This window comes from Streptomyces physcomitrii, from assembly GCF_012273655.1.
GTDB classification, from domain to species: domain Bacteria; phylum Actinomycetota; class Actinomycetes; order Streptomycetales; family Streptomycetaceae; genus Streptomyces; species Streptomyces physcomitrii.
Window position 1 is genome coordinate 392,433 of the sequence record NZ_JAAWWP010000005.1, and the last position, 18,633, is coordinate 411,065.

16 protein-coding genes are annotated in these 18,633 nt (G+C 74.0%); 10 read left to right on the forward strand and 6 right to left on the reverse strand.

Features of this window, described 5'->3' with window-relative positions; translation table 11 throughout:
• Both HFV08_RS11445 and HFV08_RS11450 read left to right on the forward strand, forming a co-directional pair.
• Positions 1-1,923: a protein kinase domain-containing protein gene (locus HFV08_RS11445; protein WP_168538432.1), complete on the forward strand. Its 1,923-nt coding sequence runs from the start codon at positions 1-3 to the stop codon at positions 1,921-1,923.
• A 147-nt stretch (positions 1,924-2,070) separates the two neighbouring features.
• Positions 2,071-2,937, forward strand: coding sequence for an FHA domain-containing protein (locus HFV08_RS11450; RefSeq protein ID WP_246341653.1), 867 nt, complete (start codon positions 2,071-2,073; stop codon positions 2,935-2,937).
• Here HFV08_RS11450 and HFV08_RS11455 read toward each other — a convergent pair.
• Positions 2,858-3,637, reverse strand: a complete 780-nt coding sequence (locus HFV08_RS11455) for a hypothetical protein (protein ID WP_168538434.1) — start codon at positions 3,635-3,637, stop codon at positions 2,858-2,860. The genes HFV08_RS11450 and HFV08_RS11455 overlap by 80 nt on opposite strands.
• Before the next feature lie 522 nt (positions 3,638-4,159).
• Here HFV08_RS11455 and HFV08_RS11460 point away from each other — a divergent pair.
• On the forward strand, positions 4,160-4,828 hold the full coding sequence (locus HFV08_RS11460) for a restriction endonuclease (protein WP_168538436.1): 669 nt from the start codon (positions 4,160-4,162) through the stop codon (positions 4,826-4,828).
• A 130-nt stretch (positions 4,829-4,958) separates the two neighbouring features.
• Here HFV08_RS11460 and HFV08_RS11465 read toward each other — a convergent pair whose 3' ends face one another.
• Positions 4,959-5,156, reverse strand: a complete 198-nt coding sequence (locus HFV08_RS11465; protein WP_168538438.1) for a hypothetical protein — start codon at positions 5,154-5,156, stop codon at positions 4,959-4,961.
• A gap of 126 nt (positions 5,157-5,282) precedes the next feature.
• Between HFV08_RS11465 and HFV08_RS11470 the strand changes: the two genes are divergently transcribed.
• On the forward strand, positions 5,283-7,868 hold the full coding sequence (locus HFV08_RS11470; protein WP_168538440.1) for an SEL1-like repeat protein: 2,586 nt from the start codon (positions 5,283-5,285) through the stop codon (positions 7,866-7,868).
• Between the two features lie 125 nt (positions 7,869-7,993).
• On the opposite strand, the gene HFV08_RS11475 is transcribed toward HFV08_RS11470, so the two are convergent.
• The gene (locus HFV08_RS11475) at positions 7,994-8,500 is read right to left on the reverse strand and encodes a MarR family winged helix-turn-helix transcriptional regulator (RefSeq protein WP_168538442.1); all 507 of its coding nucleotides are present in this window, start codon (positions 8,498-8,500) and stop codon (positions 7,994-7,996) included.
• Positions 8,501-8,729: 229 nt separating this feature from the next.
• On the opposite strand from HFV08_RS11475, the gene HFV08_RS11480 reads away from it, so the two are divergent.
• The 5 genes from HFV08_RS11480 (at position 8,730) to HFV08_RS11500 (ending at position 13,893) form a co-directional block, all read left to right on the forward strand.
• Positions 8,730-9,554: an SDR family oxidoreductase gene (locus tag HFV08_RS11480; protein WP_168538444.1), complete on the forward strand. Its 825-nt coding sequence runs from the start codon at positions 8,730-8,732 to the stop codon at positions 9,552-9,554.
• Between the two features lie 94 nt (positions 9,555-9,648).
• Positions 9,649-10,353 carry an enoyl-CoA hydratase/isomerase family protein gene (locus HFV08_RS11485; RefSeq protein WP_168538446.1) on the forward strand — a complete coding sequence of 235 codons (705 nt, stop codon included), beginning with the start codon at positions 9,649-9,651 and terminating at the stop codon, positions 10,351-10,353.
• 585 nt (positions 10,354-10,938) lie between these two features.
• The gene (locus HFV08_RS11490) at positions 10,939-11,781 is read left to right on the forward strand and encodes an ABC transporter permease (protein ID WP_376770602.1); all 843 of its coding nucleotides are present in this window, start codon (positions 10,939-10,941) and stop codon (positions 11,779-11,781) included.
• An 89-nt stretch (positions 11,782-11,870) separates the two neighbouring features.
• Complete coding sequence (locus HFV08_RS11495; protein ID WP_168538448.1) at positions 11,871-12,923, forward strand: taurine ABC transporter substrate-binding protein; 1,053 nt, start codon at positions 11,871-11,873, stop codon at positions 12,921-12,923.
• A 208-nt stretch (positions 12,924-13,131) separates the two neighbouring features.
• Positions 13,132-13,893, forward strand: a complete 762-nt coding sequence (locus HFV08_RS11500; protein WP_168538449.1) for an ABC transporter ATP-binding protein — start codon at positions 13,132-13,134, stop codon at positions 13,891-13,893.
• A gap of 254 nt (positions 13,894-14,147) precedes the next feature.
• On the opposite strand, the gene HFV08_RS11505 is transcribed toward HFV08_RS11500, so the two are convergent.
• The 3 genes from HFV08_RS11505 to HFV08_RS11515 all read right to left on the reverse strand — a co-directional run bounded on the left by HFV08_RS11505 (position 14,148) and on the right by HFV08_RS11515 (position 15,936).
• On the reverse strand, positions 14,148-14,666 hold the full coding sequence (locus HFV08_RS11505) for a hypothetical protein (RefSeq protein ID WP_168538450.1): 519 nt from the start codon (positions 14,664-14,666) through the stop codon (positions 14,148-14,150).
• Positions 14,667-14,889: 223 nt separating this feature from the next.
• Entirely contained in the window at positions 14,890-15,384 is a 495-nt protein-coding gene (locus HFV08_RS11510; RefSeq protein ID WP_168538451.1) for a pyridoxamine 5'-phosphate oxidase family protein, read from the reverse strand.
• Between the two features lie 141 nt (positions 15,385-15,525).
• Positions 15,526-15,936, reverse strand: coding sequence for a Fur family transcriptional regulator (locus HFV08_RS11515; protein ID WP_168538453.1), 411 nt, complete (start codon positions 15,934-15,936; stop codon positions 15,526-15,528).
• A gap of 413 nt (positions 15,937-16,349) precedes the next feature.
• Here HFV08_RS11515 and katG point away from each other — a divergent pair, with 413 nt between their 5' ends.
• Positions 16,350-18,593, forward strand: a complete 2,244-nt coding sequence (katG, locus tag HFV08_RS11520; RefSeq protein ID WP_168538455.1) for a catalase/peroxidase HPI — start codon at positions 16,350-16,352, stop codon at positions 18,591-18,593.
• Positions 18,594-18,633 lie beyond the last annotated feature (40 nt).

Consider the following 18,633-nt stretch of genomic DNA (forward strand, 5'->3'; position numbering starts at 1 on the left):
GTGCTGTCGACGCCGGAGGACGGCGACAAGATCGTCGGCCGGTACGTCCTGCGGGAGGCCATCGGCAGGGGCGGGATGGGCGTCGTCTGGCGGGCCTGGGACGAACGGCTGCGGCGCGAGGTCGCCGTCAAGTGCGCACGCCTGGACGACCCCCGGGCCACCCAGCGCCTGATCGCCGAGGCGCGCAACGCCGGGCGGCTGCACCACCCGAACATCGTCGGCGTCTTCGACTTCGTCGACCAGGGCGCCGACTGCTGGATCGTCATGGAGTACGTGCCCTCGCGCAGCCTCGCCCAGCTCATGGACGACCGCGGACCGCTCAGCCCGGAGGAGGCCGGTTCGATCGGCTGCCAGATCGCGGACGCGCTGGCGAAGTCGCACGGCGAGGGCGTGGTGCACGGCGATGTGACCCCGGAGAACATCCTCGTCACCGAGGACGGCCTCGCCCGGCTGACCGACTTCGGGATCTCCCGCGCCCTGTGGAGCGACGCCACCCAGAGCGTGACGGGCGGGGTGCGCGGCAAGCCCCGCTATCTCGCCCCCGAGGTCGCCAAGGGCAAGCCGGCCGGCGAGAAGTCCGACGTCTTCTCGCTCGGCGCCTCGCTCTTCGCGGCGGTGGAGGGTCAATCGCCGTACGGGGAGGCCGAGCACCCCATGGCGTATCTGGCCCGGGCGATCGAGGGCCACCGCGAACCCGCGCGCCGGGCGGGCCCGCTGGCCGAGCCGCTCGCCGCCCTCCTGGCGGCGGAGCCCCGGCAGCGCCCGGACGCCGCCCGGGCCCGGCGCCTGCTCGGCCACGCCGCCGCGCCGCCCCCGCACGTCCAGGAGCAACTGGCGGACCGGCGCACCGTCGGCCTCCCCTCGCTGACGCTGCGGCTGCCGCGCGCGGTACGCCGACGCCGGCGCCCCCTGGCACTCGCGGCGCTCGCCCTGGTCACCGCGGGCGCGGTCACCGCCGGTCTCCTCCTCTTCGGCCCCTGGGGCTCCGAGGACGGCGGCGAGGGCGGCCCCACCGGGACGGCGGCCCCGGCCACCGGGCGGCCCGGCGCCCTCGGCGAGCCCCGTACCGCCGACCCGTGCAGACTCCTCGCCGCCGCCTCCCTGAGCCGCTTCGGCGACGCCGCCTTGGACCCGGACTACGGGGAGATCGACCGCTGCGACGTCCTGCTGCGCAACGGCAGCGGGGACGAAGTCGCCGATGTGGAGGTCAACTTCGACGCGGACCTGGACACCTACGAGGGTGAGGTGTCGACCCGCGAGGTGGGCGGGCTCCGCGTGACGAGCCTGCCGCGGGACGGCGACCTCTGCGAGCGGGCCCTCGCCACCACCGACCACCGGCAGATCCGCGTCCGCGGCAAGCGGCTCGGCTCGCCCTCACCCGATCCCTGCCAGCTGGCCGACGCCGCCACCGACCACGTCCTCGGCCTCCTGGACGACGGCCCGGTGCCCCGCCGTACCGCCGCCCCCGCACCCGACTCGCTCGCCCGGGTGGACGCCTGCACCCTGCTCGGCGACGACACGCTCACGCGGGTCCCGGGCGTCGACCCGAAGAGCCTGAAGAACCCGAAGAACCCGAAGAACAGGGACCCGGGCTTCGGCGCCTGGAGCTGCGACTGGTTCGGCGACGAGGGCCCCGGCGAGGTGGAGCTCCAGTTCAGCCGGGACAACGCCCTGGAGGACGACGGGAAGGCGGTCGACATCGGCGGCGCGCGCGGCTACCTCGCCCCCGAGGAGGCGGGCGAGGACAGCTGCACCGCCCGGCTCGCCCATCGCACCTACCGCAACTCCGCTGGTGACCGCACCGTCGAACTGCTCCAGCTGACCGTGTACGGCTCAGGGTCCACCAAGCGCCTCTGCGAGACCGCCACCAGCCTCACCGCCGAGGCCGCACGAGCCGTGGCGGACCAACTGCCGGGCGAGTGAGGGGACTTCGGGGCGATACCCACGTACGCGGGGAGCGGACCGGACACGCGGAGCGGGACGGACAAGGGGAGCGGAGCAAACGCGGGGAGTGGGGCAGACACGAAGAGCGGGGCAGACATGGCGAGCGGGGCACGGGGAGTGGGGCAGATGCGGAGCACCGGCGGGACGCAGGGCGCGGGCCACGTGCCGGGATCCGGGCCGCCGCGCGGTACGGGTGCGGGAGGTGGCGGGCGCGCGCCCGGTGCCGGGCGGTTGCTGCCCGCCACGCACGGCAGCCTCGCCCGGGGTGCCTCCGCGCCGCTGCCCGGGACCCTGTTCGCGCTCGCGCTGACCGGCGGGATGACGCTGGGCCCCGGCGAGGGCCGCGAGGTCCTCTTCGGCCGCAACCGGCCCGAGGTGCACGTCTGCCTCGGTGAGGACGACGCCCAGGTCAGCCGCCACCAGGGCACCCTGACCCACCGGGACGGCCGCTGGTGGGTGGGCAACGTCGGCCGTCTGCCGCTGCGCCTCGCCGAGTCCCGGCTGCTCTTCCGGCACGAGGAGCCGCTGCCGCTCGGCACCGGCTACACCCCGCTGTTCATCGGCGGCACCCGGGGCCGCGAGCACCTGATGGAGGTCTTCGTCACCGGCCCGGAGACCGAACGCCCCGGCCCCCGGCACACCGAGGTCACCCGCCCGCCCCGGGTCTGGGTCCTCACCGAGCAGGAGCGGCTCGCCCTGGTCGTCCTGGGCCGCCGCTACCTCGCCCACGACCCCCGGCCGCAGCCGCTGACCTGGCGGCAGACGGCCGCCGAACTCGCCGCCGTGCAGCCCGGCGAGGGGTGGACGGACAAGCGGGTCGAGCACCTGGTCAACGGCGTACGGGTGCGCCTGTCCCGGGACGGGGTGCCCTGGCTGACCCGCGAGGAGGTCGGCGAACCCGTCGGCAACGCGCTCAACGACCATCTGCTGCGCGCCCTGCTCGCCTCGACGACGCTGGTCCCCATGGACCTGGCGCTGATCGACGCCGCCTGACCGCGGCCAGGGCCGTCGCCGCCGCCATCACGGCGGTGCTCGCGCCGATCAGCCAGGGCAGCCAGTTCCGCGGGGTGTGCCCGGAGACCGCGACCACGGCGCCGCCGCCGTGCACGAGGGTGGGGTCCCGCGGGGTGAGGACCAGATCCTCCGGGCCGAGCAGCGTGTTGTGGCGGCGGAAGTCGTCGAGTCCGCCCGGGTAGGTGGCGCCGCGGGAGTCGACGAGGGCGGCGGTGTCGTCGGACCTGCGCGCCACGTACAGCGTGATCAGCTCCAGCGAGCCGTCCTCGTGCCGGACGAGCACCGACCGCTCGAAGGCCCGCCCACCGGCCCCCGCGAACTCCCGCACCGCCCGCCCCGCCGCCGCGCCCGCGGGACAACTGGCGGCGGCCCGGCACGGCGTGGCCGAGAGCAGCGCGGACAGCAGCGCCCGGGGCGTGTAGTAGGCGGCGAAGTTCGCCAGCCGGTCCGCACTGCTCTCGCCCACCCCTCCGAACTTGTCGTTCTTCACCGCGGTCGACTCCCGGTACTCCCGCAACAGCCCCTCCCGCGACCCCTCCGCGGCCCGGAGACCACCGCGGGGCAGCAGGGCTCCGGCCAGGACGAGGGCTAGGGCAAGGACGAGAGCGAGGGCGAGGGCGAGGACGAATGTGCATACGGCTGCCGGCTCGGACCCGCGCGCGGTGCGTCTGCGCCTCATGCCCACCCTCCCCGCTCCTCCCCGCTCGCTCGCCCCTGCCCGGCGCGCCGCCCTGACGTGCCCTGCCCCCACGCGGACAGCCTGAGGACTGCCTACGAGGACTGCCTATCGGGTTTCAGCGGGGAGGGGTCCCGGGCAGCCGCCTCCTCCGCCCTCTCCCCTCCACCCTCACTCCGGACAAACCGGCCTGCTGGCAGGTGAATCGGCCGAAAGCAGCACGCCCACTTCACCTTTCACCTGCTCACGGCCCTCACACCCGGACCACCGACAGCCCGCCACTGACCGAAATCCGTCACCTGCCGTAATAGCGAGGTGACCCGCTGTCAGACCCCCGTGCTCTCATACGAGCTGTACGAGCTGCCCGTACGAACGAGCCGCACGAACGAGCCGTACGAGCTGCCCCTACGAGTCGCGCGGAGGGCGGAGGGCGGAGGACGGGGGCGGAGGCACGGGCCGCGCGGGTGCGGCGGACGTATGGCGAGGCAGTGCGCCAACAGGCATACGAACGAAGGGAGTTGTTCCATGAGGAGGCGCGGTCCGGTGCGCCGTTCCCGGCGGCGTGCGCAACCACTTCCCCTCTGGCTGAAGGTCGGCGCGGCGATGTGCGCGGCCGTGGTGGCGCTGCAATGGCTCCTGGCCCACTGGTGGGTACTCCTCGGCCTGGGCGTCCTCGCCGCGGGCGCCGGTGCCTTCGTGGGGCAGCGGGTACGGCAGCGGGCGGAGTGGGAGCGGGCGCGGTCCAGGGCACTGCGGCTGCGTATCGCCGAGCTGGACGCGCTGGACCACCGGTCCTTCGAGTTCGCGATACGGGACTTGATGCGCCGGGACGGCTGCGCGGCGGAGCAGCTCGGCGGCGCGGGGGACAACGCCTGCGATGTACGGGCGGTCGACCCCTCGGGTCGCATATGGGCCGTCCAGTGCAAGCACCGGCGGGACGGCGACCAGGGCTCGGCCGTCGGTGTGGGGGTGCTCCAGCAGGTCAACGGCACGGCCCGGCAGATCCACGGGGCGGATGTCGCCGTCGTGCTGACCAACGGCCGGTTCTCCTCGAAGGCGGTCCCCTGGGGCAGGGAGCACCGCATCCACCTCGTCGACCGGCGCCTGCTCGCCGAATGGGCCGCCGGATCACGCCCCCTGTGGGACCTCCTGGACCGGATCCCGCCCCCGCGCCGCCCCTCGGCCCTGTCCTGAACCCTCAGTGGAGGCGGGCAGGAGCTGATCCGGCACGGCGGCGCAGGAAGCGGCTTCGGGCAGTGGACCGCCGACACGGTGGGCCAAGTCGTCGAAGGGGCGTCGCGGTCCGGGAGTCCGTGACCGCCCGTCACCTCCCCGGCTCCCGCAGGGCGCGGACGGTCTCGGCCAGGGCGCGGAGGATGGCGGCCCGGTGCCGGGGCTCGGCCCCGTGCAGTGCGCGGCGGGCCAGCACCACGGCGGCGGCCGCGCTGACGGTACGGGCCAGGAGCAGTCCGGACAGCTGGGCGGCGGCCAGCAGTCCGAGGACGAGGCAGGGCGTGGTCATCGCGAACTCCTCTGAAGAGGCGACAGGTTGGTGAGGAGACCAGCGCAGCTGTCCAGGGCGGTGTCCATCGACCCCCTGCGGCAGACTGGACAGAGGTGTTCCGAGAAGACCCCCGGGGGCAGCGCCATGGCGAGGGACAGGAGCGCGTCGACGGCACCGCCGAGTGCGGTGGCGGAACGGCTGGAGAGGGCGGCCGCGGAGCAGCTGGAGAGTGCGGCGGCGGCACACCTTGAGGCGGCCTTCCGCGCGGATCTGCAGCGCGTGGAGGCCCTGCGCCAGAGCCTCCCGGCGGCCGAACGCCCCTCCCTGCGGGAACTCGCCGCGCACACCCGGCGCGGACACAACACCCTCAACAACTGGCTGACCGGCAGGGCCTTCCCGGCCGACGCGGACGTGCTGGCCGAGGTGGTCGCCCGGATCCGGCAGTCCGCCGCCGGTGCCGTTCTCGGCGCGGAGGACACGGCGCTGCTCGACCCGCACCGTTGGCGCGAGCGGCACGCCGCCGTCAACCGGGCCCGGGTACGGGACGCGGAGGAACTGCGCCGCGGGCGGCAGGCGGCGGCCGACCTGACCGGAGCCGAGGACCAGGCCCGCCTCCGCGCCCTCCCCGACCCGCCCCGCCGCCTCGACCTCTGGACGGCGGCCGCCCTCCGCGTCCACCCGTCCATCTCCGGCGACCGCCCCGCCGAGAACGCCCGCCCCGACACCGCCCCCTCCCCTGCCGTCGCCCCCGGCAGCCGCGCGCACCCCGCCGGATTCGTCCTGCCCGCCTACGTCCCGCGCCCCCACGACGACCTGCTGCGCGAGGCGTTGACCGCCGCGGCGGCAGCGGGCGAGCCCGCGCTCGTGGTCGTCCGCGGCGGATCCTGCACCGGCAAGACCCGCGCCGCCTACGAGGCCGTCCGCGCCCTGAGCCATGAAACGAGAGCACAGGACCAAGAGGCCGACACCGCACCCCGAAGGCGCCCGGCCCCGCCCTCCCCACAGACGAGGCCCCTCCCCGGCCCCACCTCCGCCCACGTACAAGAACAAGGAGGCAGAGAAGGAGAAAGAGAAGGCGGAGGCGGAGGACACGGACGCGGAAGCTGCGGCGGGCGAGAGCCCGCCCCCGGCCCCCTGACCGGATGGAACCTGCTCTTCCCCCGCACCGCGGCCAGTGCGCTGCAAGCGCTGGAGGCCCGGGCGTTCGCGCCGCGCACCGTCGTCTGGCTCGACGACGCGCACCAGCTCCTCGCCGACCCGAAGGGCGAACCGCTGGCCGCCGGGCTGCTCTCGCGGCTGGCCGGGCCCGGGCCGCTGATCGTCCTCGCGACCCTGTGGGAGGCGGCGTTCGCGGAACTGAGCGCGCCCCCAAGGGAGTCGGCCTTCGCCGGCCAGGACCCGCACCACCACGCCCGCGCCCTGCTGACCGGTGCCACCGCGGTGGTCCGCGTCCCGCCCGCCTTCGGCACCCGGGAGCTGCGGGCCCTCGGCGCCCTCGGCGGGGACCCCGCGCTCGCCGCCGCCCGGCGTACCTCGCGGGACGGGAAGATCACGCAGACCCTCGCCGCGGGCCTCCCCCTCGTGGACCGCTACGAGAGCGCCGAGGAACCCCCGGCCTGCTATGCGCGCGCCCTCGTCACCGCGGCGATGGACGCCTGCCGACTGGGCTGGGACGCCCCGCTGCCCGACGCCTTCCTGCGCGCGGCCGCCCCCGGCTATCTGAGCGCGGAGCAGCGTGCCGCGGCGGGGGCGGACTGGTTTCCGTACGCCCTCGACGACGCGCGTACGCGGGTGCAGCGGGTGGTGGCGGCGCTGGAACCGGTGGCCAGGGCGGACGGCATGGGGATCCGGCCGGGGGTCTCCCGGCTGGCGGACTACCTCGACGCCCATGGCCGGGCCGGGCGGGAGGGCATCGATCCGCCCGAGTCGTTCTGGGCGGCCGCGGCGGACCACGCCACCCGCCCCGGGCACCTGGCGCGCCTCAGCCGGGAGGCCGAACTGCGGTCCTGCCACGCCGAGGCCGAGCACCTGGCGCACCGGGCCGCCGAGGCGGGCGACCCCCAGGTGTACGGCGCCCTCGCGGAGTTGCGCGAGCGCGGCGGTGACCGGCAGGGCGCCGAACGGCTGGCCCGGTCGGCCGCCGAGGCCGGGGACCCGTATGTGCACGCCGCGCTCGCCTGGCTGGCGGAGCGGTCCGGCGATCCGGGGCGCGCGGAGCGGCTCGCCCGGCTGGCCGCGAACGCCGGGGACCCGGACGCCCTGCGGGACCTGACCGAGTCCCGGGAACACTCCGGGGACCAGGAGGGCGCCGAGCGCCTGGCCCGGCTGGCGGCCACCGCCGGGGTGCCGCGCTGCGCCTACCGGCTCGCCGCGCTACGGGAGCGCGCGGGCGACCGGGACGCCGCCGCCCGCCTGTACCGCCTCGCCGCCGACGCGGGCTCCCGCCACGCCGCGCGCCGCCTCACCGAACTGCGCGAGGCCGCCGGTGACCGGCTCGGCGCCGAGCAACTCGCCCGCGAGGCCGCGGAGTCGGGCAACCCGCGCTGCTACTCCTCGCTCGCCTGGATGCGGGAACGCGCCGGGGACCACCGGGACGCCGCCCGCCTCTACCGCCTCGCCGCCGAGTCGGGGGACGGCCACGCCCCGCGCAGGCTGGCGGAGTTGCGGAGCCGGGTGGACACGGACACCGCAGAGCACGACGGCGACGACGGCCTCCCCGCACCCGGCTGACGACAGAGCCGGATCACCGGGCCTCACCCAGCCGCGCGAGCAAACCTGACCGGCCACCGCACCGGCCTATACGAGCGGACCCCCTCAGCCCCCACGCACCACCGGCGCCATCCGACTCGGCGTCCTCAGCCCCCGCGTACCGTGTCGAAGGCCTCGGTGAGCGCGGGGCTGCCCGCCAGTCTGCCGAGGATGCGGTGCAGATGCCGCCGGTCGGTGGCGGACAGGTCGGCGAAGGCGGACTCGTCGACCTCGCGGAGCACCCCGTCGGCGTCCCGGCCCAGGTCGGCACCCTTCTCGGTGGCCGCGACCACATAGCGGCGGCGGTCCCGCGGGTCCCGGGTGCGCTGCGCGTAGCCGCCCTGCTCCAGGGTATCGAGGGTGCTCACCATGGTGGCGGCGTCGATCCGCAGATGGGCGCCGAGGTCGAGCTGGGACATCGGGCCGTTGTCCAGGAGCGCCTGGAGCACGCTGTAGTGCCGTACCCGCAGGCCGAGTTCGGCGAGCCGGTGCTCGCTGACGCGGAAGGCCACCTGCCCCAGCTTGAGCAGCAGGCAGCTGGTGTGCTCGGCCACCGAGCCGGGCACCAGATTCGCCGCCCGGTTGGCCGCCCGCGCGGGGGTGGTCGCCGCCATGTTCCGCTTCCTCCGCAAACCGTTCGCACCGCCGAAGGTCACATCGTACGAGACGTTCCCCGCGGCGTACGGGACGTTCTCCTGCGGCGGGCGAGGCGGTCCGCCGCACGGTTCCTCACGCCCATCCCACCTTGACAGAGCAGACCTAATTATTTGTACTGCTTATTATTAGTAGGTCCTGGTGGACAGTTCCGGTGCACCACGGGCGGACCGAGGAGAGGAGCCGGGCATGGAACGCAGCCTCGCGGGACGGACGATCCTGATGTCGGGCGGCAGCCGGGGGATCGGCCTGGCCATCGCCCTGCGCGCCGCGAAGGACGGGGCGCGGATCGCCCTGCTCGCCAAGACCGCCGAGCCGCACCCGAGGCTGGAGGGCACCGTGCACACGGCGGCCGCGGCGATCGAGGCGGCCGGGGGCTCGGCCCTGCCGGTGGTGGGCGACGTCCGCTCGGACGCCGATGTGGAGCGGGCCGTCGCGGCGGCGGCCGAGCGCTTCGGCGGGATCGACATCGTGGTGAACAACGCGAGCGCGATCGACCTGGCGCCCACCGCCGGGATCCGTATGAAGAGCTACGACCTGATGCAGGACATCAACACCCGGGGCACCCTGCTGCTCACCAAGGCGGCCCTCCCCCACCTGCGCCGCTCGGCGCACGCGCATGTGCTCACGCTCTCCCCGCCGCTCAACCTCGCCCCGCACTGGCCGGGCCGCCATCTCCCGTACACCCTCGCCAAGTACGGGATGAGCCTGTGCACCCTCGGCTTCGCGCACGAGTTCGCGGCGGACGGGATCGCCGCCAACTCGCTGTGGCCGCGCACCCTCATCGACACCGCCGCGGTACGCAATCTGCTCGGCGGCGCCGAGCGCTCCCGCACCGCGGAGATCGTCGCCGACGCCGCGCACGCGATCCTCAGCCGCGACCCCCGCGCCCGCACCGGCCGGCACCTCCTCGACGACGAGGTGCTGGCAGAGGAGGGCGTCACGGATCTGTCCGGCTACCAAGCCGCGGGCAGCGGAGGGGAGTTGGAGCTCGACCTCTTCCTCGACGCCTGAGACACACCAGGCCCCGGCCGCCCCGCAGGACAACGCAGGCTTCCACTTCACTCCCCGCCACCGCAGGCGGCCCACCTCACCCAAGGACCACGCCATGCCCCATCTGCGTCGCGAGGACGAGGTCTTCGTCCTCGACCTCGGCGAACCCGGACAGCGCGACACCGAGAACCTCGCCACCACCGCGTGGCTGGCCGCCCTGCACGAACTCCTCGACGAGGTCGAGGCGTCCACCGGGCCCGCCGCGCTGGTCACCACCGGCACCGGGAAGTTCTACTCCAACGGCCTCGACCGGGAGCGCTTCGGCGACCCCGCCGAGGAGTTCGCCGCCTATCTGGCCTCCTACCAGCGGCTGTTGGCGCGGTTCTGCGTCCTGCCGATGCCGAGCCTCGCGGCGCTGCAGGGGCACGCCTTCGCCGGGGGCGCGGTGCTCGCCCTGGCCCACGACCGCCGGGTCATGCGGGCCGACCGCGGCTGGTTCTGCCTGCCCGAGATCGACCTGGGCATCCCCTTCACCCCCGGCATGGCGGCACTGATCCAGACCCGCCTCCCCGCACCCGCCGCCTTCGAGGCGATGACCACCGGGCGCCGGTACACCGGCCCCGAGGCGGTCGCCGCGGGCATCGCCGAGACCACCGCGGCGGAGAGCGAACTGCTGCCGCTGGCAGTGGAGTTGGTCCGCCCCCTGGCCGGGAAGCGCGGCCCCGTGCTCGGACTGATGAAGCAGACCCTCTTCGAGACGGCGGTACGCGAACTCGACTCCGAGTCGGGGACGAACAAATTCCTGACGCATCGTCAATGAGGTGCGAGGCGGGCCGGTTCGGGGTGCGGAGTGCGTACGGGGGTCGGTCGTGCTCCGTACTCGGGGGTCGGTCGTGCCCCCGCGTCCCCCGAAGCGGTCGCCCCCGCGTCCCCCGAAGCGGCCGAACCGGTCCGCGAGGCGGTCGGGCCCCGTCCGGTACACAGTCGTCCCTGGTCCAGGGAGTGGGACGGCTCTTGGTGCCGGGCGGCGGCTGTTGTAGAAATGGGCCCCATGAATCACGAGCCCCTGGTGCGACGCCTGGTCATCGACCTGTGCCGGCGCCCGGCTGCCTGTTGTTGATTCCGCCGCGTCCCTGACGCCGCTCCCCCTCTCCGCGCCTTCGCTCCCCTGCTCCGCCCTGCCGTCCCGCGCGCGGGCGGTGCCTTGGCGAGGGCGGGGCGGAGATGTCCCGCCGCGCCGCCCTTCCGCGGTGCCGGTGCCCGCTGCCTGAGTCGTTCCGCCCCGTCGGCCGCAGCCGCTCCTGCTTCCCGGTCCCTTCCGGCTCCCCCGCTCCCCTGGAGGCCGCCCGTGTCCACGACACCCCCGCTGTCCGAAGCCGAGGCCGAACCCGGGTCCGCCGCCGCCGTGGCGGACCGGCCGCCGGTCCGGCGCCGCCCCCGGGCACGCCCCCGGGCCGGGGCGCGTGCCCGCCACGCCCTGCTGCCGCTCGGTTCGCTGCTGCTCTTCCTGGCGCTGTGGCAGGTGCTCGCGGTGAGCGGGACGTGGAGCGAGACGCTGGTGCCGCCGCCCGCCAAGGTCTGGGACGCCTTCCTGGACGTCTCCACCACGCACGACGGGGTGCGCGGCTACAACGGCACGTACCTCGTCGAGCACTTGGGGACCAGCCTGCGGCGCATCGGGCTGGGGGCCGGGCTCGGCATCGCCCTCGGGGTGCTCTTCGGGCTGCTGATGGGGACCGTGGGGTGGGTGCGCTCGCTGTTCGAGCCCTGGATCACCTTCCTGCGGACGCTGCCGCCGCTGGCGTACTTCTCGCTGCTCATCATCTGGCTGGGCATCAACGAGGAGCCGAAGATCACGCTGCTCGCCGTGGCCGCCTTCCCGCCGGTGGCGGTGTCCACCACGACCGCCGTCGCGGCCGTGCCGCGGAGCCTGACCGAGGCGGCCCGGGCACTCGGCGCCTCGCGGTGGGACGTGGTCCGGGACGTCGTCGTGCCCTCCGCCCTGCCGGAGACACTCACCGGGATCCGGCTGGCCGTGGGGGTGGCCTACTCCTCCCTGGTCGCCGCCGAGTTGGTCAACGGACTCCCCGGTATCGGCGGCATGGTCAAGGACGCCGCCAACTACAACAACACCCCGGTGGTCCTGGTCGGGATCATCGCCATCGGGGTCTCCGGACTGGTCATCGACGCACTGCTGCTGCGCCTCGAACGCGCCGTCGTGCCCTGGCGCGGCCGCACCTCCCCATGAGCCACCCGGCCCCCTCAACCACCGCTGCCCGTACGGCACTTCGCTCCCCCTCCCGGCTCTCCCACTCTCCGCACAGAACGGCCTCCACCATGTCTCCCTCCCCTGCTCACGGCCCGTCCCGCCGACTGCTGCTCACCGGTGCGCTGGCCGCCGCCTCCGCGGTCGTCACCGGCTGCTCCTCGGACGGCGGCGGCTCCTCCGGCGGCGCCAAGCGGCTGCGTATCGGCTACTTCGCCTTCCCCAGCGGTGACTTGCTGGTCAAGAACCGCAAGCTGCTCGAAAAGGCGCTGCCGGACTACACGATCAGCTGGGTCAAGTTCGACTCCGGGGCCAGCGTCAACCAGGCCTTCCTCGGCAAGTCCCTGGACATCGCGGCGCTGGGCTCCAGCCCCTTCGCCCGCGGGGTGTCCGGGAGTTCGCCGATCCCGTACAAGGTGGCCTTCGTCCTCGACGTCGCCGGGGAGAACGAGGCCCTGATCGCGCGCAAGGGCAGCGGGATATCCGAGGTGAAGGGGCTCAAGGGCAGGACCATCGGTACGCCCTTCGCCTCCACCTCGCACTACAGCCTGCTCGCGGCGCTGGAGCAGGCCGGGTTGAAGCCCTCCGACGTCAAGCTCGTCGATCTCCAGCCGCAGGCGATCCTCGCCGCCTGGCAGCGCGGGGACGTGGACGCCGCCTACGTCTGGCTGCCCACCCTGGACGAACTGCGCGCGAGCGGAACCCAGTTGACCAGCAGCAAGAAGATCGGGGCCGCGGGGAAGCCGACGCTGGACCTGGCGGTCGTCTCCGAGGAGCTGATCGCCCGCGATCCCCGTGCCATCGACGTCTGGCGCAAGGTGGAGGCCGAGGCCCTGCGCACGCTCACGTCCGACCCCGAGGGCTCGGTGAAGGCCATCGCCGCGGAGCTGGGCATCAGCGCGGCGGACGCGAAGGCCCAGCTCTCGCAGGGCGTGTTCCTCACCCCGCGGCAGGTGGCCTCCGCCGACTGGCTCGGCACCGAGGGCCGCCCGGGCAAGCTGCTCGACTACCTCACCGACACCGGCGAGTTCCTGGCCGGACAGAAGCAGATCGACGCGGCCCCGTCCGAGGACGTCGTCCGCAAGGCGTTCTACCTCAAGGGGCTGCCCGATGTCCTCAAGTGAGGCCCATGAGACAAGGCGGACCGGCAAGACCAGCGAGGCCGGAGGTGTCAGTGAGGCCGGCAAGGTCAGTGGGGTCACGACAAGTGGGCCGCTTCCCAACGGAGTTGAGGCCACCTCGCAGGCGGCCAACGGCCCGGTGCGACCCGAGAGCCCGGTGCGACCCGACGACCCGGTGCGGCCCGACGGCCCGGTGCGACCCGACGGCGCAGTGCAACTCGACGATGTCCGCCATGAGTACGGCCGCGGGCGGGAGACCGTCGCCGCCGTCGGGCCGGTCGATCTGCGGGTGCCCGCCGGTGAGTTCCTGGTCCTGGTGGGCGCCTCCGGCTGCGGCAAGAGCACGCTGCTGCGGCTGATCGCCGGTTTCGAGCAGCCCACCCACGGCTCGGTACGGGTCTCCGGGGCCCCGCCGCGGCCGGGCACCTCGGCGGGGGTGGTCTTCCAGACGCCGCGGCTGTTCCCCTGGCGCACCGTACGCGGCAACCTCGACCTGGCGCTGCGCTACGCGGGGGTCCCCCGTGCCCGATGGCCCGAGCGGCGGGCGGAGTTGCTGGCCCGGGTCGGCCTCGAAGGCACCGAGCGACGGCACGTCTGGGAGATCTCCGGGGGCCAGCAGCAGCGGGTGGCCCTCGCCCGCGCGCTGGCCGCCGAGAACCCCCTGCTCCTGCTCGACGAGCCCTTCGCGGCCCTGGACGCCCTGACCCGCGAGCGCCTCCAGGATGACGTACGGGAGGTGGCCGCCCAGACCGGCCGGACCACCGTCTTCGTCACCCACTCCGCGGACGAGGCGGTCTTCCTCGGCTCCCGCATCGTGGTGCTGACCCGGAGCCCCGGAACCGTCGCCCTGGACCTGCCGATCGGCCTGCCGCGCGGCGGTGGCGTCGACGCCGACCAGCTGCGCGAGTCCGCCGAGTTCAACGCCCTGCGCACCGAGGTCGCCCACGCGGTCAAGTCCGCGGCGGCGGCCTGAACTTCACCCGGAGGACCGCTCCCGGGAGACCTCGACCGGGCACGCCACGACCGGGAGCCCCTGATCGGGAACGCGACCGGGAACGCGGCCGGAACCCCGCCCGGGAACCGGAGCGGACCGCCCACCGACGGCGGCCCGCTCCGGCGTCTCATCCGGACGTACCGGTGGCTCCGTCGGACGCCCGGTCGCTCACCCGGCCGTCCCGGTCGCTCACCCGGTCACCCCGGTTGCCCACCCGCCCGGGGCCCGGTGCCTCACTCCACCGGGGTGAGGTCGGTGATCTTGCGGGTGGTCAGGTCGGACCGGACGGCGATCTGGGTGACCTGCGGGTCCGGGCCGTCGCTCCAGGTCAGTGTGACCAGGGTGTCGGCGTGCCCGGCGCCGGTTCCGTCGGCGGAGACCTTCCACTTCACCGGGACGTTCTGTGCGAAGAGGATGCCGTCCGCGTGCTCCTTCTCCTCGTACGCGGCGACCTTCTTCTGCGCCGCGGCGCTGAGGTGGAAGGCGCGCGCCGCCTCGGCCGCCCGGGCCGCCGCCGGGTCCTCCAGGTCGTAGACGGCGTCGATGTAGCCGCCGTAGAAGTCGGCGACCCGGGAGGTGACGTCGCGGGGGTCGCCCCCGCGGTCCTGGGCCGCCCTGGCGTGCCCGGCGGCGGAGGTACCGCGCGCGGAGTCGCCCCCGGCGAGCGCCGGGGTGACGGCGGCCAGCGAGAGGGCGGCGGCGATTCCCGCGGCGGCGAGCACGGTGGTGCGCGGGCGAGTACGTGTACGCATGGTGAGACCTTCCCCGTGGTGCGGTCCCGCGGCTCTGCTGACCGCGGGCCGTCGGTCACCGGAGAAGACAGCGCGCACCGGACGAAAGTTGCACAATCGCCGCGGATTTACCGAGCCTTGGCGCTCTCATGGCAGCGGGGCCGCGCCCGCGCCCGCGGGCCCCGCACGCGGCGTTCTCCCGGCGGCGGGTCTCCCGGCCGCGGAGCAGCCTCCCGGCGGCGGATCAGCCCGACTTCTGGGCGCGTTCGGCGAGTTCGGCGAGGAACCGCGGCACCCGGCCGGCACCGAAGTCGTAGAACCGCGCCCACCGCGGCTCGACCGCGATCCGCGCCATCCGGTCGTACATCGCCCGGCAGTTCCGCTCGAACTCGGCGGCGGACGCGGCGTCGAAGTTCTTCCGCGCCGCCGCGAGGTACTCCGGCACCACCCCGTCGACGAGGGTGAGGTGCACGACGCCGCGTACCGAGAGCGACCTGGCCGAGCCGGGGCTGTCGCCGGTGTCGACGGTCAGGGCGACCTCGGGGCGGGCGGTGAGCGCGCGCACCTTGGGGGCCGTGGCCGCGGTGGACATGACGATCTCCTCGCCGGTCCAGTAGATCCCGATCGGGACGACGCGGGGCAGCCCGTCGAGACCGTTGTACGCCAGCCGCGCCATCGACGCCCCGCTCAGCAGCTCGTCGGCGTCGGCCAGTTCCTGTGCGATCCGCTCGCGGTCCATGACGCCTCGTCCTCCACTGCCGGGCGGCCGCCGGTGGCCGCTGTGCCCCTGGGACGGAGCGGCCGCCGCGTTCTCGACATCCGGGGCTCCGAACACCGTCTCCTCACCCACGGTAATCGCCTCGCCCCGGGGTCCGCCTCCTCAGGCGCAGGAGGGACACAGCCCCCGGTAGATGACCTCGGCCTCGGCGACCTGGAAGCCGTAGCGCTCCCGCGGGGGCAGTTCGGCCAGGGGGTCGCCGGTGGGGTGGACGTCGCGCACGGTGCCGCAGCCGGAGCAGACCAGGTGGTGGTGCGGCTGGTGGGCGTTGGGGTCGTAGCGCTTGGCGCGGCCGTCGGTGGCGACCTCCAGGACCTCGCCGAGGCCGACCAGCTCGCCCAGGGTGTTGTAGACGGTCGCCCGGGAGATCTCGGGGAGCCGTGCGGCGGCGCGGGCGTGCACCTCCTCGGCGGTGAGGTGCACATGATCGCCGTCGAGCACCTCGGCGACGACCCGGCGCTGCGCGGTCAGGCGCCAGCCCTGTGCTCGCAGTCGCTCCAGGAGATCACTCATGGAGATCACTCATCTCGGGCTCACCTCTCCGGGATCGGCGGGACAGTGGTCTTCGGGATCGGCGGGACGGTCTTCTTCCCGCCGCCTTCGGGGTTCCGGCGTCTTCAGGGTTCCGGCGTCTTCGGGCCTCTTCGGGTGCCTTCGGGCTTCTTCGGCGATCGGCGCATGGGACGGGTGGCGAGGGGATACAGATTCTGAGGGTCTACAGCTTTGGCATTCTTCTTGACTTGGACTCTGTCCATCGTAGGATCGGTTCCGGCGCAGGCCAAGGGATGGGGCCGAAGCCGAGCAACGGCTCGTGCCGAGGACGAGGCCCCGGACCACCGCCCCGGAGCCCCCGGCGCGAGCAGCACCAGTACATGAGCAGCGCCGTCACCTCAGCGGCGCCATCCGTACGGTCCGGAAGGATTCCCATGTCTGAGAACCACGAGGCAATCGTCACCGACGCCAAGACCGAGGGCGCCGACGGCTGCCCCGTCGCGCACGGGGCGCGCGCCCCGCACCCGACGCAGGGCGGTGGAAACCGCCAGTGGTGGCCGGACCGGCTCAACCTGAAGATCCTCGCCAAGAACCCGGCGGTGGCCAATCCGCTCGGCGAGGAGTTCGACTACGCCGCGGCCTTCCGGTCCCTGGACCTCGCCGCGGTCAAACGCGACATCGAGGAGGTCCTCACCACCTCCCAGGACTGGTGGCCCGCCGACTTCGGCCACTACGGCCCGTTCATGATCCGGATGGCCTGGCACAGCGCCGGCACCTACCGCATCAGCGACGGCCGCGGCGGCGCCGGCGCCGGCCAGCAGCGCTTCGCCCCGCTCAACAGCTGGCCGGACAACGGCAACCTCGACAAGGCCCGCCGCCTGCTGTGGCCGGTGAAGAAGAAGTACGGCCAGAGCCTGTCCTGGGCCGACCTGATGATCCTCACCGGCAATGTCGCCCTGGAGTCGATGGGGCTGGAGACCTTCGGCTTCGCGGGCGGGCGCGAGGACGTCTGGGAGCCGGAGGAGGACGTCTACTGGGGCCCCGAGACCACCTGGCTCGACGACGAGCGCTACAGCGGCGACCGCGAGCTGGAGAACCCGCTCGGCGCGGTCCAGATGGGCCTCATCTACGTCAACCCGGAGGGCCCGAACGGCAATCCGGACCCGCTGGCCGCGGCCCGCGACATCCGCGAGACCTTCCGCCGGATGGCGATGAACGACGAGGAGACGGTCGCCCTGATCGCGGGCGGCCACACCTTCGGCAAGACCCACGGCGCGGGCCCGGCCGAGAGCGTCGGCGCCGACCCCGAGGCCGCCCCGCTGGAGGAGCAGGGCTTCGGCTGGCGCAACAGCTACGGCACCGGCAAGGGCGCGGACGCCATCACCTCCGGCCTGGAGGTCACCTGGACCACCACGCCCACCCGCTGGAGCAACGGCTTCTTCGACAACCTCTTCGGCTACGAGTGGGAGCTGACCAAGTCCCCCGCGGGCGCCCACCAGTGGAAGCCGAAGGACGGCGCGGGCGAGGGCACCGTCCCGCACGCCCACGACTCCGCGAAGAAGATCGCCCCCTCGATGCTCACCACCGACCTGTCGCTGCGCTTCGACCCGGTCTACGAGCCGATCTCCCGCCGCTTCCACGAGAACCCCCAGGAGTTCGCGGACGCCTTCGCCCGCGCCTGGTACAAGCTGACCCACCGCGACATGGGCCCCAAGTCCCTGCTGCTCGGCCCCGAGGTCCCGGCCGAGGTGCTGCTCTGGCAGGACCCGCTGCCGGAGGCGGAGTACGCGACCGTCGGCGCCGAGGACATCACCGCGCTCAAGGCGAAGATCCTCGACTCGGGCCTGACCGTCTCCGAACTGGTCTCCACCGCCTGGGCCTCGGCCTCCACCTTCCGCGGCAGCGACAAGCGCGGCGGCGCCAACGGCGCCCGGATCCGCCTGGAGCCGCAGCGCGGCTGGGAGGTCAACGACCCGGACCGCCTCGCCTCGGTGCTGCGCACCCTGGAGGGCGTCCAGGAGGAGTTCAACTCCTCGGCCTCCGGCGGCAAGAAGGTCTCCCTCGCCGATCTGATCGTGCTCGGCGGCAGCGCGGCCGTGGAGAAGGCCGCCGCGGACGCGGGCCACACCGTCACGGTGCCCTTCACTCCGGGCCGGGTGGACGCCACCGACGAGCACACCGACGCGGAGTCCTTCGCCGCCCTGGAGCCGGGCGCCGACGGCTTCCGCAACTACCTCGGCAAGGGCAACCGGCTGCCCGCCGAGTACCTGCTGCTCGACCGCGCCAACCTGCTGACCCTGAGCGCCCCCGAGACGACCGTCCTGGTCGGCGGACTGCGGGTGCTCGGCGCCAACGCCCAGGACTCGCGGCACGGCGTCCTCACCGAGACCCCCGGGCGGCTGACGAACGACTTCTTCGTCAACCTCCTGGACATGGGCACCACATGGCGGGCCGCCAACGGCGACGGGCACACCTACGAGGGCCTGGACGCCGCCGGACAGGTCAAGTGGACCGGCACCCGCGCCGACCTGGTCTTCGGCTCCAACTCCGAACTGCGGGCGCTCGCCGAGGTCTACGCGAGCGACGACGCGAAGGAGAAGTTCGTGACCGACTTCGTCGCGGCCTGGTCCAAGGTGATGGACCTCGACCGCTTCGACCTCGACACCCGGGGCCGCTGAACCACCGGGCAGGGGTAGTCGGCGGGACGCCTGAAACACG

Excerpts from the sequence above, each read along its gene's own strand:
- HFV08_RS11450 (WP_246341653.1), top strand. The coding sequence starts at position 2,071 with ATGCGGAGCACCGGCGGGACGCAGGGCGCGGGCCACGTGCCGGGATCC.
- HFV08_RS11455 (WP_168538434.1), bottom strand. The coding sequence starts at position 3,637 with ATGAGGCGCAGACGCACCGCGCGCGGGTCCGAGCCGGCAGCCGTATGC.
- HFV08_RS11460 (WP_168538436.1), top strand. The coding sequence starts at position 4,160 with ATGAGGAGGCGCGGTCCGGTGCGCCGTTCCCGGCGGCGTGCGCAACCA.
- HFV08_RS11465 (WP_168538438.1), bottom strand. The coding sequence starts at position 5,156 with ATGACCACGCCCTGCCTCGTCCTCGGACTGCTGGCCGCCGCCCAGCTG.
- HFV08_RS11470 (WP_168538440.1), top strand. The coding sequence starts at position 5,283 with ATGGCGAGGGACAGGAGCGCGTCGACGGCACCGCCGAGTGCGGTGGCG.
- HFV08_RS11475 (WP_168538442.1), bottom strand. The coding sequence starts at position 8,500 with ATGGCGGCGACCACCCCCGCGCGGGCGGCCAACCGGGCGGCGAATCTG.
- HFV08_RS11480 (WP_168538444.1), top strand. The coding sequence starts at position 8,730 with ATGGAACGCAGCCTCGCGGGACGGACGATCCTGATGTCGGGCGGCAGC.
- HFV08_RS11485 (WP_168538446.1), top strand. The coding sequence starts at position 9,649 with ATGCCCCATCTGCGTCGCGAGGACGAGGTCTTCGTCCTCGACCTCGGC.
- HFV08_RS11495 (WP_168538448.1), top strand. The coding sequence starts at position 11,871 with ATGTCTCCCTCCCCTGCTCACGGCCCGTCCCGCCGACTGCTGCTCACC.
- HFV08_RS11505 (WP_168538450.1), bottom strand. The coding sequence starts at position 14,666 with ATGCGTACACGTACTCGCCCGCGCACCACCGTGCTCGCCGCCGCGGGA.
- HFV08_RS11510 (WP_168538451.1), bottom strand. The coding sequence starts at position 15,384 with ATGGACCGCGAGCGGATCGCACAGGAACTGGCCGACGCCGACGAGCTG.
- HFV08_RS11515 (WP_168538453.1), bottom strand. The coding sequence starts at position 15,936 with ATGAGTGATCTCCTGGAGCGACTGCGAGCACAGGGCTGGCGCCTGACC.
- katG (WP_168538455.1), top strand. The coding sequence starts at position 16,350 with ATGTCTGAGAACCACGAGGCAATCGTCACCGACGCCAAGACCGAGGGC.